We start from the raw sequence: 13,097 nt of genomic DNA on the forward strand, positions 1-13,097 counted from the left end.
CCGAACCTAGCAATTAATGTGCGGTTCCGGTTTCATCTTCATCGTGACGGAAATGGTGGCGTCCACGTAGGCGGCGCGACCATCGAGGCTTTTCTTCATCGTCAGAAACACCTGAAGCCAAACCTGACTTCGACTTCGTGGGAGCGGCGTCGTGATTTGGCCGAACCATTCCGTGTAGATCCTCGCCTTGCATCGCCAAAAATTGTTCTGCCGCCTTACCGATTTCTTCTGAGCTAGGAATTTCGAGGATAACATCTTCGGTTTTCGCGAATCCTGCCTCGAGTGAAGTGGCATCATATTCCATTTCGAGCTTTTCAAGAAGCTCTTCGAACTCTGCACCCTCGATCTGGATACTCGCAATCTCTTCAGCTTGACGATCCTCTAGCTGCTCAAGATCACCGAGCGGAAGTTTGGGACCCCCTAACGAGGCCGTCATCTTAACCGCTGCTAGTGCACCTGAAACAAAAGGATGCATTCCACGTGCCATATAGAACGGCACTCGAACTCGGACGTTCGTCACCGAAATTCCCTTTTTGCCTGCAAAATATTCGAAGAAATCAGCAAGCGCACTGAAATGCTCCGCATGACCTTGAACATAGGCACTCTCTTCACGTGGTTTCGTGGTTCGAATCAACATATCTGCAGGTCGAGTATGAGGAACAGTCGCAGGCATCGCTGCATAGGTGATAACTTGTTCCACTCCGAATTTCTCAACAATACCGATAATGTCATTTGTCAGTGTTCGCCACCGGAAGTCTGGTTCTTGCCCACAAAGATAGAGGAAGTTATTTCCCGCAATATCCGTCACAAGGTTAAGTTTCATTTCCGGATAGGCGAGATCATTGAGCTGACCATCGAGATAGCTAACAATTGGACGCTGAGCTCGGTAATCGTAAATCAAATCGGAATCAAAAGTTGCAATCTTTACCGCATCGAGATCGGCAATCGTTGCATCAATTGCCTGCGAAATATCACCCGCATCAACAAGCGGATCAATCAGATTCATCACGAGGTAAGGAACGCAAAGATCTGGTCGCGTCTGTTTGTACTCTATGAGCTCCGCCATCGTCTTCCTTGCTTTTCTAGAATCGATACCTAATGATTCAACTCTGCCATATTTCTTCGTCCAGTATCATCGCTGACCTTCGTAGCATTTATCACCCCATCACACCATCTCGATATTTACGGCACTTTGATCAATAGGAATGGCATCCGGTTTCTAAATAGTGGATAATTATTTGGCTACATTTTCCTTTCAAGGAGTTTTCATGGATTACGAATCTAATTCTGAGAAATCGGACAATACTGCTCTATCACGCGCGGTTTCAGAAGAACAACGATTTGTAGACATCGCCTATGCAGCGCTCGACCAGCAACAACGCTATTACCAGGAGAAACTTGATCGAGTCCGTGAGCAAGGCGGATCTGGAACACCAGGTGCCCGATCTGAGCGCGACTCTTTTGCAGCTCATTATGAAGAGAATCTACTTCGGTTACGCAATGTAGAAAATCGGCTTGTTCTGGGTCGTTTGGATTCGCTTTCACAAAAAGTTACACATATTGGCCGACTCACCCTTCGTGACGAGAACCAGCAGATTCTTTTGACTGACTGGCGAGCTCCTCAATCCGAACCTTTTTATCAAGCCACTGCAGCTGAACCGGGAAAGGTGGTAAGACGCCGGCATATCCAGCTTCGCTTCCGAAAAGTTACGAATATTGAAGACGAACTCCTTATTTCTGAAGCGGGAAACGACTCCGATTTAAACCTTACTGGTGAAGGCGCGCTCTTTGCCGCGATGGGGAAAGCCCGCGACGGCAAGATGGGAGACATCGTTGCAACCATCCAGGCCGAGCAAGACCGCATTATTCGCTCTTCTGACAAAGGAATTTTGGTTGTTCAAGGTGGCCCTGGTACAGGTAAAACAGCCGTAGCGCTACACCGCGCCGCCTATCTGCTCTACACGCATCGCGAACGCTTTGCCCGCTCGGGAGTTTTAATTGTGGGCCCGTCACATTCCTTCTTACGTTATATCGACCAAGTTCTTCCTTCTCTTGGCGAGTCCGACGTCGTTTCCACAACACTAGAAGACCTCCTCCCCTTTGTTTCAGCAACGGCCGAGGAATCGAAGGAATGCGAGGAAATTAAAGGACGCCTTGTTTGGTCGACAATAATTAAACGCGCCGTGACCACAATTTTGCAACGTCCACTTTCTATAGAACAGACGATCGTAATCTCTGGGAAGAAGCTTAAGCTCACACCGAGGGACGTCCAGCATGCTCAGCAACGCGCGCATAGATCTGGGAAGCCTCATAACCAAGCCCGCGATATCTACGCAAGGTACTTGGTCAATGTACTTGCGGAACAACTAGCTCAGGCACAGCACACAACGGTGACCGAAAGTGACTGGCTGATTGCAGACGTCGCTGGTGATCCTGATGCGCGCCGACTTATTAACCTGCATTGGCTACCTACTTCACCACAGTGGCTTCTCGAGCATATATTTAAGTGGCCACAGCTCCTCAAGCAGGTGGCACCTGAGCTCAATAATTACGAACGTGAAGTACTACAGCGCCAGCCAGGAGACGGTTTCACCAAAGCGGACATACCATTATTAGACGAGATTTCTGAACTCGTAGGCGATTTCTATACCGATGATCAAAGGCAACACTTGGCTCAACAGGACGCCGAAAACACTCGCCTCTCTCAATACATGGAACAGACGATGTCTTCCATGGGCTTGGGAGGAGGCATTGTAAACTCAGGTCACTTAGCGCAACGCTGGGCGGACGCCGGAAGCTCCGATACGCTTGCCGATCGAGCGGCAAGCGACCGGTCATGGACCTATGGTCACGTCGTCGTCGATGAGGCACAAGAGCTTTCTCCGATGCAGTGGCGTATGCTCGGACGACGTAATCCGTCACGTTCTATGACGATTGTTGGAGACCTCGACCAGCGCCCTGAAGGTGCCCCTGCTGGTGGATGGGAAAAAGCTCTCGGCCAGTTGGCAGAAAACCATCGAGTTGAGCGATTGACTGTAAGCTACCGCACCCCTGCATCAATTCTTAACCGAGCATCTATCGCGATGAAATCAGCTGGCTTCCCGGTACGTCCAATTCGCGCAGCACGTGATCTACCTAATTCTTTTGAGTTCGTTGAATCTACGCATGACTCAATTGCCACAGACCTCGAAAAGATTATCAATCGCGAAGTTGCTGCTCTCAACGAGAAATACGGTGAAGGTCTGGGTACTATCGCAGTAATTTCATCGGTGTCACAGCGCTCTGATTTAGCGAATCAATTTCAGAACGTTACACATTCCATAGCAGACACAATTGATGTCAAAGGCACCGATATCACCGGACGTATCCACCTAGTAGACGCACGAATAGCAAAGGGTTTGGAATACGACGTCGTCATTTTGCTTGAACCAAACGATATTCTCGACGACGGACCGGGTGACCTTTACGTGGCGATGACGCGAACAACCTCAAAACTCATTGCAGTTTCCACGAAAGTACCAATGGCCGGATTTGTTCCCAAACCCTAAAGAAACGACTACCCTGACAACACCACGACCACAAGCGAATATCACCCATTTTGACACGAACCACGATTAGATCAGATCTGATCGTGGTCAAATAAATGCTTTGAGCATTCCGAATCATGGTACATATTTGAAAAATGGGCGAATTCGGTCGAGAGTTAATCTGTGACTAAGATATTGCTTCTCGAAAACCCGCACACGTCCGCTGACGAAACCTTCCACCGATACGGATGCGATATCCGCCGCGTATCTGGTGCACTATCGGAAGATGACCTCATTGAAGCACTCGACGGCGTAAACGTTTTGGGAATTCGATCTAAGACTTATGTTACGAAAAAAGTACTCGAATCTGCGCCGTCGTTAACGACGATTGGCGCCTTTTGCATTGGCACAAATCAGATTGACCTCAGCGCTGCCTCACAACACGGTGTAGCAGTGTTCAATGCACCTTATTCCAATACGCGCTCGGTTGTAGAAATGGTGATTGGTGAACTGATTTCACTTGCTCGCCAGATTCCGCAACGAAATGAAGCTTTACACCGCGGATTATGGGAAAAATCCGCGGTAGGATCACACGAAATCCGCGGGAAAACCTTAGGAATTATCGGTTACGGTTCGATCGGTTCCCAGTTGTCCGTCGTCGCAGAAGCAATCGGCATGAACGTTGTATTCTACGATATTGCAGAAAAACTTGCCCTAGGAAATGCTCAGCGCACATCGACGCTTGATGCACTTTTGGCTCAGTCCGATGTAGTTAGCCTCCATATCGATGGACGGTCGTCTAATACCAATTTCTTCTCACGCGCAATGTTTGACAAAATGAAGCGCGGATCGATTTTCATCAATCTTTCTCGTGGCCATACCGTTGATCTCGAAGCGCTACGCGAAAAACTAGAAGATGGAACAATTGTTGGTGCCGGTATTGACGTATTTCCACATGAACCGAATGCCAATGGTGAACACTTTGAATCTTCACTTTTAGGGTATTCCAATGTAATTTTGACTCCCCATATCGGTGGCTCCACTCTCGAAGCTCAAGAATCGATCGGGCAGTTCGTCTCTGGCAAACTCATGAATTACATTCGAAAAGGCGAAACCGACATGTCGGTCAATTTGCCAAATTTGGCTTCTTCACCTTCTGAGGAGTCAATTTACCGAGTTGCCTGGGTTCATCGGAACACTCCTGGCGCCCTTGCTCGTGTCAACCAGTTGTTCGCCGACGCCGGTGCTAATATTACTTACCAGTCACTTGCTACTCGTGGCGAGTACGGGTATATGGTCACGGATTCTGCAACCGAAGTACCGGATCAAGTTCTTGATGAGCTGCAGCAATCCTCTATGCACATTCGTTTGAGAGTGCTGCCGAAGCGGTAAAGCACCGCCTTTGCCGACTATTCCAAGCATGTTCATAGGTTTCCATAACATATTCGTAGCTCGGTGTATTCCAGCCCATCGGTTCCCAAGTGACGATTTTATATTATTTGATTACAATATGGCTAAACGCTGTAATATTTGCAGTGAGAGTTTATTACGCAGGGAGATAGTATCGTGAATAAAGCTCAAGAAGCTGCTATGGAGCACTACAGTGCGGGCGTTCCTTGGACAATTGAATCCGTAACTGAAACTCTTGAAAAGAAGCTGGATTCAGCGGTCAGAGACTACCCAAATCGAGTTGCAATTGACTTTTTAGGTAGGGAATTTACTTATTCTCAAATCCACGAAGAGGTCAAACGCGCCGCCACAGTCCTTACAATGTGCGGAGTACGGCGCGGGGATGTTGTTGCACTGATTATGCCAAATTGCCCTCAGCATTATGTTGCATTCTATGCCGCGATGTATCTCGGTGCGACGGTCTCTGAGCACAATCCACTTGCCCCACCAAGCCAGATCCTTGAGCAACTCAAAAACTCAGGGGCACGCATCGTCATTGCCTGGGAGCAAACAGTTGAAAAACTGACCACCGATAAAACCCTTCACGGCTTCACATACTTGGCAGTAGACATCACGCGCGCTCTTCCAAAAAAGTCGCAGATTCTTCTGAAATTGCCACTCAAAGCGGCTCGCGCACAACGCGCAAAACTTCGAGGAAAGGTTCCAGCTGGAGTCCATTCGTGGGACAACCAAGTCTTCCACGCCGATCCTATGAACCTCAATTCAGTCCAGCGTCCAGAACTCGAGGACGTAGCTGTTTTGATTCAAACAGGTGGAACAACCGGTAGCCCGAAGGCTGTTCAGTTAACTCACAGCAACTTAGTCTCAAACTCACTGCAAGTAGAGTATTGGCTCACTGACTTCAAACGTGGAAAAGAAACTGTAGCTGCAGTTCTTCCTTTCTTCCATGCTTTCGGTCTACAACTTTCACTTTCGGTTTGTGTCAATATGGCTGCCACCCAGGTAATGACCCCAACCTTCGATGTTGACATTCTTTTAGCTGCCCATTCACGACACCCCATCACTTTCTTCGGAGGGGTACCTCCGATGTTCGACAAAATCCTTAAGAGCATAGAAGACCGACCATCCGTAAATCTCAAATCAATCCGTTTTTCGGTAAGCGGAGCTATGCCTTTACACCCAGATCTTGCCGCAAAATGGGAAAATACAACCGGCGGTTTTATGATCGAAGGTTACGGAATGAGCGAAGCTAGCCCAGTGATTGCTGGTTCACCCTATTCCGACCAGCGCCGGCCTTCCACTCTCGGGCTCCCTTTCCCAGCAACAGAGGTATTGATTACAGACCCAGAGGACCCAAGTAAAGAGATGCCTATTGGCGAAGTGGGAGAAATTCTGGTACGCGGACCGCAGATCTTCGTCGGCTACCATAATAATCCTGAGGAAACCGAGGCAGTCTTCTGGAATGGTTGGCTCCGCACCGGCGATTTAGCTCGTTGGGACGATGGATTCCTCATCATGGCTGATCGTCGCAAAGAAATGATCATTAATGGTGGATTTAATGTATACCCATCGGAAGTTGAATCTGCGGTGCGTGATATGCCAGGCGTGGTAGATGTCGCGGTTGTGGGTATGCCCGCAGATTCCTTTGGAGAATCTGTAGTTGCAGCCTTGGTTCTTGAGCCGGGCGCTAAGGTAGATCTGGAATCAGTACGACGCTGGACCGAAGGAAAACTGTCACATTATGCAATGCCAAAATCCATTGCAATCTTCGACGACCTCCCGCGTTCTCAACTTGGTAAAGTCATGAGGAAGAGCGTCAAAGAGCAGCTCCAGCACTTTGAACTAAATTCAGGTCAATGGAAACAAAAACTTTCTGATGCTTCTTCTGCGGCAAGCTCACGATTAGATTCATACTTGCAGTCGATGCACACAATTACAGGTGCCACTCAAGAGCAAATCCGTGACTGGACTGAAGCGAACGGCGCTCAATTTGAACGCGTTAAGACTTGGGTGAATGAGCATACGCCTTCTTCAGAGGAAATCAAAACCTTTGCAGAAAGCAACGGAATTACGGTCGAAAATTTCAAGTCATGGTTAGCTCAGTTCTCCGCCGGTAAGTCTACCCAAGGAGACGGTGAGGAAACTGTTAACTTCGATGGTGCCGCAGTTTCCTCTGGCAATATTGCTGAAACCGAAACTAAAACCAGTCCAGATTCAAGTGCTCCAACTTCTGAGGAAAATCAAGAAAATAGGAATTGATTCTACGTACTTTGTAACGTCAGAAACGAATTTGAAGTAAACCCCTGAAGTTCACTGGGCAAGTCCCTTGTGCTCTTCAGGGGTTTACCAGATGACAGCCTTGAGTTCACAGTTTTCGCTAATATGCATCACTGCCGTTGGGATCAGCTTGCACTTGAAGGTTGGAATCTTGACGAAGGTCTTGGATCGCTTGTTCGAAGTCCTCAAGAGTATCGAAGCTCGAATATACCGAGGCGAAACGCAAATACGCTATTTGGTCAAGATTGCGTAGCGGTTCGAGGATCGCCAAACCGATATCGTGTGCTTCTATCTGCGAAGCCCCGTGAGCTCGGACCGCTTCTTCCACTTGCTGGGCTAATACAGCTAGCTGGTCTTCAGTTACCGGACGGCCTTGGCATGCCTTTCCCACACCCGAAATGATTTTTTCGCGACTGAATGGTTCACTAGCACCAGACCGCTTAATTACGGTCAACGATGCCGTTTCTGTCGTGGAAAAACGGCGTTTACACTCTAGACACTCACGGCGACGACGAATTGTAAAACCATCGTCACTCGTACGAGTATCAATAACACGAGAATCAGGATGTCGGCAAAAAGGGCAATGCATACGCTCAAACTAATTGCCAAGCCACTCATATGGCAAGTTGAAGCAATTAATTCAAGAAAACAGACGAAACATTTAACACATGAGAAATCGCGTTTCCTTCAGAAACTGTGTGTGCAGACTGAGCAAATAAACTACCATTCACAACTCCTACACCAAGGATACCTACCGTGAAAACTGCAAAAAGAACGAGTAATACAGCAAGAATCTTAAAGAAACCACGTCCGTAAACATATGAATCAACAGCAGTTGCCGATGATGCTATTTGGGAATTCATAGGCAAAGGCGCAACTTGAGATAGTCGAGTATTGTGCCCCGCGCCAGTTTGACGCAATCCGGGTCGAACGATTTTTCGCGCTACATTGTACTTACGAAACTCATAGAGTTTACTTTCCGTTACTTCCCTAGCAACTCGCTGATTTGCCTCCTGTGGCGATACCTCGATCCATTCTCCCGACTCAACACTCAGTCCAGATGCTGAGTAAGCAGATGGAACAGCGTAAACAGAAGCAGCCCCACGCGAGCGTGGTCGGTCTGGACGAACTACACTATGGCGGGTTCCAACAGGACGATCCAGCGTTACCGAATTAGGAGCCGTTCGAACGATCGATAGCTCGGGGAAATTTTGCCCTGCTGGACTGTTACAAACTGCGTTACCGCACCCCACCGGATTCTGCTTGGTAACAGTCTTCACAGCGCGAAGCGAGCGGGTAGCTTGAATATTTCGAGCTTGCTCGGTACGAACTTTAATAGCAGACATATTTTCCTCCTCGAACAAACGTTCGTCGAACATCTGTTCTAAACAATAGTCTAAATTTGTAAACTTGTCCAGAACACACGTTCGATAACCTCGAACAAATGTTTGAATTCTTGTTTCTTAGCCTTTAAGCTTGTACTAGAAAGTTAACAATCGTCTCCTGTCAAAAACGGTTGCCGATTGACTTATTAGAGTTTCATTGTTGTTTTGACCGTATATTTCTACGGAATTTTCAAACCGAGGAGTAATCATGACTAGTCCCAACATTTCTTTAACGGACCGTCAACGGTTAATCTTCGAACATATTTGGGATTCGATTGATAAGCACGGCTACCCCCCAACCGTTCGTGAAATCTGCGAGGCCGTTGGACTCGCTTCTACTTCCTCGGCCAAGTACCAACTTGATCTAATTGAGAAGCTAGGTCTTATCTCACGTGATGCACGCAGATCGCGCACCATTGAAGTAACTGAAATCGGCGAGGATTTTATTCGGTCTACTCGTGGTCTAACGCCAGGAAGTTTGACCAGTTCCGCACCTACTTCTGTAGCTAATATTTCTCAAGCCAAGAGTGTCCAGTCGGGCGTAACAGTAGACGATCATCGCTACCAGGTATCTGAGCCTGTCAACGTTCCGCTGGTTGGAAGAATCGCAGCAGGAACACCGATTCTTGCCGAACAAGAAGTCGAAGATGTTTTCCCTTTACCCAAACAACTCACCGGAACTGGCGACCTTTTCATGTTGCTTGTTAGTGGAGATTCGATGATTGACGCCGCTATCTGCGATGGAGATTGGGTAGTTGTTCGTAGGCAACCCGTTGCTGAATATGGCGAAATTGTGGCCGCCGTTATCGATGGCGAAGCAACGGTAAAGGTATTCCAAAAACGAGATGGCCATATTTGGTTAATGCCTCAAAACCCTGACTACGATCCAATTCCAGGAGACAATGCTCAGATCGTTGGAAAAGTAGTTACTGTTTTACGGTCACTCTAAGCAATCGCAAGCTTTACATAACGCACTGGCTCTTAATCACTTACTTTCTCCAGCTTGGCATTGCGCATTCCGTTGTAGGACTCCTGTCACTACTGCCCGATCGGTCGTTCTCCACATACCCGGCATTGAATTAAGCAAGAAGCCAGCATAACGAGCGTTTCGTAACCGCGGATCAAGTACGGCGACTACGCCACGATCATCAATCCGTCGAAGCAATCGCCCTGCTCCTTGAGCCAGCAGGAGGGCAGCATTCGTAGCCGCAACCGACATAAAGCCGTTCCCACCGTGCTTTGAAATTGACTGCGAACGCGCTTGAGCCAAAGGCTCATCAGGGCGCGGGAAGGGAATGCGATCTATGATCACCAAGCGATTGGTATGCCCAGGAATATCCACTCCCTGCCAGAGCGATAGCGTGCCAAAAAGAGAGGCTGCATCATCTTGTGCAAACTCTTCCACCAGCGTCGAAAGCTGATCTTCCCCTTGGCATAAAACCCTCATTCTCGAATTTTCCCGCATAAATTCAGCGGCGCGAACAGCTGCTGACTTAGATGTAAATAAGCCCAGCGCTCCCCCACCCGAGGCTTCAATTAAAAGCCGAATTTCATTTAAATGTTCTTCGCCGTAGCCTTGCTTACCCGGTATTGGAAGATCGGAAGCTACATAGAGAACACCCTGGGTATGAGGCGAAAATGGAGATCCGACGTCGACCCCACGCCAGGATTCTTTACCTCCGAGAGAAAACCCAACTCGGTTCGCCATCGCGTCGAATGAATCGCCCAGTTTCAAGGTCGCCGAAGTCAAGACAACTGGGTTTTCTTCAAAAAGATGATGCGCAATCGATACAGAAACATCCAACGGCGCTAGATGGCACGACTGATAACCGTCCAGAGACTGGGTTTTCCACGCCACAAGCTGTTCATTTTCAATTGCGTCACCTAGGACGTTGTGCGCAAACTCTGAAAGCTCTTGAAGTCGTGAGCGAAGAATTTGCTTCGCGGTAGCCTGAGCCTCGTCTTTAGAGCTCAGCCCAGCAACGTTCTCACCCGCTGCTTGTATTCTCCCGAGCAACCGTGCAATAGCATCAGTAAAGTCTTCGTCGAACTCAAGGATTCGACCTTCCGGAATCATTTTAAGCGCTTCATTAAGCTCATCAGCACTAAGATCGAGATCCGAATCATCCAACCCACTATGACGCATCATGCGCGCAACTGACGTCACATCGTAGCGCGAAAGTGAACTTGTCAGCTGCGAGGTCACTCGCTCCACCAGATCATGTGCTTCGTCGATAATATACGCGTCCTTGGGCGGCAGTACCGGCGTCTGGTTAGCTTGAACTCCCAGCATAGCGTGATTAGTTACGACGACGTCGGCATCTTCAGCTTCTTGCCTAGCCAACTGCGCAAAACAGGAGCCTCGTAAAGGACATGTATCTCCGATGCACTCACGCTTGGGAACGGAAACCTGTGACCAGACCTTGTCACTCACGCCCGGAACCAAGTCATCACGATCGCCGGTATCTGTAACCATTGACCACTCGCGGGCACGAACGACTTCTTCACCCGTTGCACTGGCCCCAAATTCTCCCTCTGCGCGCGAAAGCAAGGTACCTTCCTCGGGATAACCACCATTTGCCTTGCGCAGGCAAACGTAATTGTTCCAACCTTTCAACAACGCAACTTGTGGTCGTGTCCCGGTAAGCTCGTAGACGACGTCGGAAACTAACGGCGCATCGTGACGAATGATCTGCCGTTGTAGTGCCAAGGTAGCGGTAGAAATAATTGACTTTTGCTGACGTTGAACTGCGTTCAACAACGCGGGAACAAGATACCCAAATGATTTTCCGGTGCCAGTTCCCGCCTGAACCATAAGATGATCATCGTTACTGAGAGCCTCAGTTACTTCTTCAACCATCTGGATCTGACCTGCGCGTGGTAGACCACCAATTCGTTTTACTACCTCATGCAGAACGGCCCCTGCGCTCACTTGTTCAGCGGTCACGTCCCCGAGCCGACCATTACTCATCGCGTCGATTCCTAGGCCTGTTTAAGAGGGATTCCCGCTGATTCAATGTGAGCGGCTATCTCATTCGTAATACGTGCAATTACGCGAGTACCTGCATCAGTAAATTCTTCAGTGAGGATCTCACCATCGGCATGGATCTGGGATACCAAATCGCCACGTGTATATGGAATAACCGTATCGATATGAATTGACGGTCGAGGAAGCATCTTCTCAATCTGTACTTTAAGATCTTCGATTCCTTCCCCAGTGACCGAACTAATCGCTATTGATTGCGGAAAACGCGAGCGCAGAGCAGCTATATCAACTGGATTCGCTAAATCACTCTTAGACAGAATAATGAGCTCAGGAATATCTAGGGTTCCTTCTACATCACGAAGGACATCGTGGACAGCTTGGACTTGCCCGATCGGATCTGAATGTGCAGAGTCAACAACGTGCAAAATAAGGTCTGATTCTGCAACTTCCTCCAGTGTAGATCTAAATGCCTCCACCAGTTGAGTAGGAAGGGAACGTACAAAGCCGACTGTGTCTGTTAACGTGTATTCACGTCCGTCAGCTGTTTCAGTACGACGCACAGTTGGATCCAAGGTTGCAAACAGTGCGTTTTCAACCAAGACTCCAGCATCTGTTAGCACATTCATCAGGGAAGACTTCCCAGCATTCGTATATCCAACCACTACGACCGAAGGAATCTTATTCCGACGACGCGTACTACGTCTAGTTTCGCGCCCAGGTTTCATATTCGCAATATCTTTACGAAGCTTCGCCATACGCGTTCGAATACGACGACGGTCTAGCTCGATTTTCGTTTCGCCTGGACCGCGCGAACCAATCCCCGCACCACCTGCGACGCGACCACCAGCCTGGCGAGACATCGAATCTCCCCAACCACGTAGGCGAGGCAACAGATACTCCAGCTGCGCAAGCTCCACTTGAGCTTTGCCCTCTCGCGACTTAGCGTGCTGCGCAAAAATATCGAGAATCAAAGCTGTTCGATCAATGACTTTTACTTTGACGATATCTTCGAGAGCTCGGCGTTGAGAAGGTGCCAATTCCGAATCAACAATTACTGTATCGGCACCGGTTTGAGCAACAATTTCGCCAAGTTCTTTAGCTTTTCCGGATCCAAGAAATGTTGCTGGATCGGGTAATTGGCGGTGTTGAATAAGACCGTCCATCACTTCAGAGCCCGCTGTTTCCGCAAGAGCAGCTAATTCACGTAAAGAATCCTCAGCCGATTCCAAGGTACCATCAAGCCATAAACCTGCTAGAACAACCTTTTCAAGGCGAAGCTGCCGGTATTCGATATCAACGAGTTCTTCTCGCTCAGAAGCAACATCAACTACTCGCTTTAGCGAACTTCTTACACCACGTTCAAAATCATCTCCTGCCCACGAGCCGTTATAAGCAGGATCTTGCTGCAGAGCTGTACCGATATGCGGGTCAAGTTCAATTGATTTGTTGTTGCGTTCACTAGGTTGAGTATTAATAATCGGACTCCAATCTTCTGGTTCTATTCTCTCATGT

At 48.5% G+C, this 13,097-nt stretch carries 9 protein-coding genes; 4 read left to right on the forward strand and 5 right to left on the reverse strand.

Annotated features, from left to right (window positions below):
* Positions 1-13 precede the first annotated feature (13 nt).
* Positions 14-1,066, reverse strand: coding sequence for a PAC2 family protein (locus EIH22_RS06610; RefSeq protein ID WP_124055010.1), 1,053 nt, complete (start codon positions 1,064-1,066; stop codon positions 14-16).
* Positions 1,067-1,268: 202 nt separating this feature from the next.
* On the opposite strand from EIH22_RS06610, the gene EIH22_RS06615 reads away from it, so the two are divergent.
* The 3 genes from EIH22_RS06615 to EIH22_RS06625 all read left to right on the forward strand — a co-directional run bounded on the left by EIH22_RS06615 (position 1,269) and on the right by EIH22_RS06625 (position 7,196).
* On the forward strand, positions 1,269-3,548 hold the full coding sequence (locus EIH22_RS06615; RefSeq protein WP_124055011.1) for a HelD family protein: 2,280 nt from the start codon (positions 1,269-1,271) through the stop codon (positions 3,546-3,548).
* Between the two features lie 162 nt (positions 3,549-3,710).
* Positions 3,711-4,919, forward strand: a complete 1,209-nt coding sequence (gene serA / locus EIH22_RS06620; protein ID WP_124055012.1) for a phosphoglycerate dehydrogenase — start codon at positions 3,711-3,713, stop codon at positions 4,917-4,919.
* Positions 4,920-5,093: 174 nt separating this feature from the next.
* Positions 5,094-7,196 (forward strand): AMP-binding protein, encoded by a 2,103-nt coding sequence (locus EIH22_RS06625; protein ID WP_200829201.1) that lies wholly within the window; start codon positions 5,094-5,096, stop codon positions 7,194-7,196.
* A gap of 118 nt (positions 7,197-7,314) precedes the next feature.
* Here the strand turns inward: EIH22_RS06625 and nrdR are convergent, their stop codons facing one another.
* Both nrdR and EIH22_RS06635 read right to left on the reverse strand, forming a co-directional pair.
* Positions 7,315-7,803 (reverse strand): transcriptional regulator NrdR, encoded by a 489-nt coding sequence (gene nrdR, locus EIH22_RS06630; protein ID WP_124055013.1) that lies wholly within the window; start codon positions 7,801-7,803, stop codon positions 7,315-7,317.
* 46 nt (positions 7,804-7,849) lie between these two features.
* Positions 7,850-8,560, reverse strand: coding sequence for a hypothetical protein (locus EIH22_RS06635; RefSeq protein WP_124055014.1), 711 nt, complete (start codon positions 8,558-8,560; stop codon positions 7,850-7,852).
* Positions 8,561-8,807: 247 nt separating this feature from the next.
* Between EIH22_RS06635 and lexA the strand changes: the two genes are divergently transcribed.
* Positions 8,808-9,548, forward strand: coding sequence for a transcriptional repressor LexA (lexA, locus tag EIH22_RS06640; protein ID WP_124055015.1), 741 nt, complete (start codon positions 8,808-8,810; stop codon positions 9,546-9,548).
* Between the two features lie 36 nt (positions 9,549-9,584).
* Here the strand turns inward: lexA and EIH22_RS06645 are convergent, their stop codons facing one another.
* Positions 9,585-11,570, reverse strand: coding sequence for an ATP-dependent DNA helicase (locus tag EIH22_RS06645; protein ID WP_124055016.1), 1,986 nt, complete (start codon positions 11,568-11,570; stop codon positions 9,585-9,587).
* Positions 11,571-11,581: 11 nt separating this feature from the next.
* Positions 11,582-13,060 carry a GTPase HflX gene (hflX, locus tag EIH22_RS06650; RefSeq protein ID WP_407640833.1) on the reverse strand — a complete coding sequence of 493 codons (1,479 nt, stop codon included), beginning with the start codon at positions 13,058-13,060 and terminating at the stop codon, positions 11,582-11,584.
* Positions 13,061-13,097 lie beyond the last annotated feature (37 nt).

It is taken from the genome of Arcanobacterium ihumii (assembly GCF_900604515.1).
GTDB lineage: Bacteria > Actinomycetota > Actinomycetes > Actinomycetales > Actinomycetaceae > Arcanobacterium_A > Arcanobacterium_A ihumii.

Bases quoted from the DNA above. Each gene is read 5' to 3' on its own strand.
- EIH22_RS06610 (WP_124055010.1), bottom strand. From the start codon at position 1,066: ATGGCGGAGCTCATAGAGTACAAACAGACGCGACCAGATCTTTGCGTT.
- EIH22_RS06615 (WP_124055011.1), top strand. From the start codon at position 1,269: ATGGATTACGAATCTAATTCTGAGAAATCGGACAATACTGCTCTATCA.
- nrdR (WP_124055013.1), bottom strand. From the start codon at position 7,803: ATGCATTGCCCTTTTTGCCGACATCCTGATTCTCGTGTTATTGATACT.
- EIH22_RS06635 (WP_124055014.1), bottom strand. From the start codon at position 8,560: ATGTCTGCTATTAAAGTTCGTACCGAGCAAGCTCGAAATATTCAAGCT.
- lexA (WP_124055015.1), top strand. From the start codon at position 8,808: ATGACTAGTCCCAACATTTCTTTAACGGACCGTCAACGGTTAATCTTC.
- EIH22_RS06645 (WP_124055016.1), bottom strand. From the start codon at position 11,570: ATGAGTAATGGTCGGCTCGGGGACGTGACCGCTGAACAAGTGAGCGCA.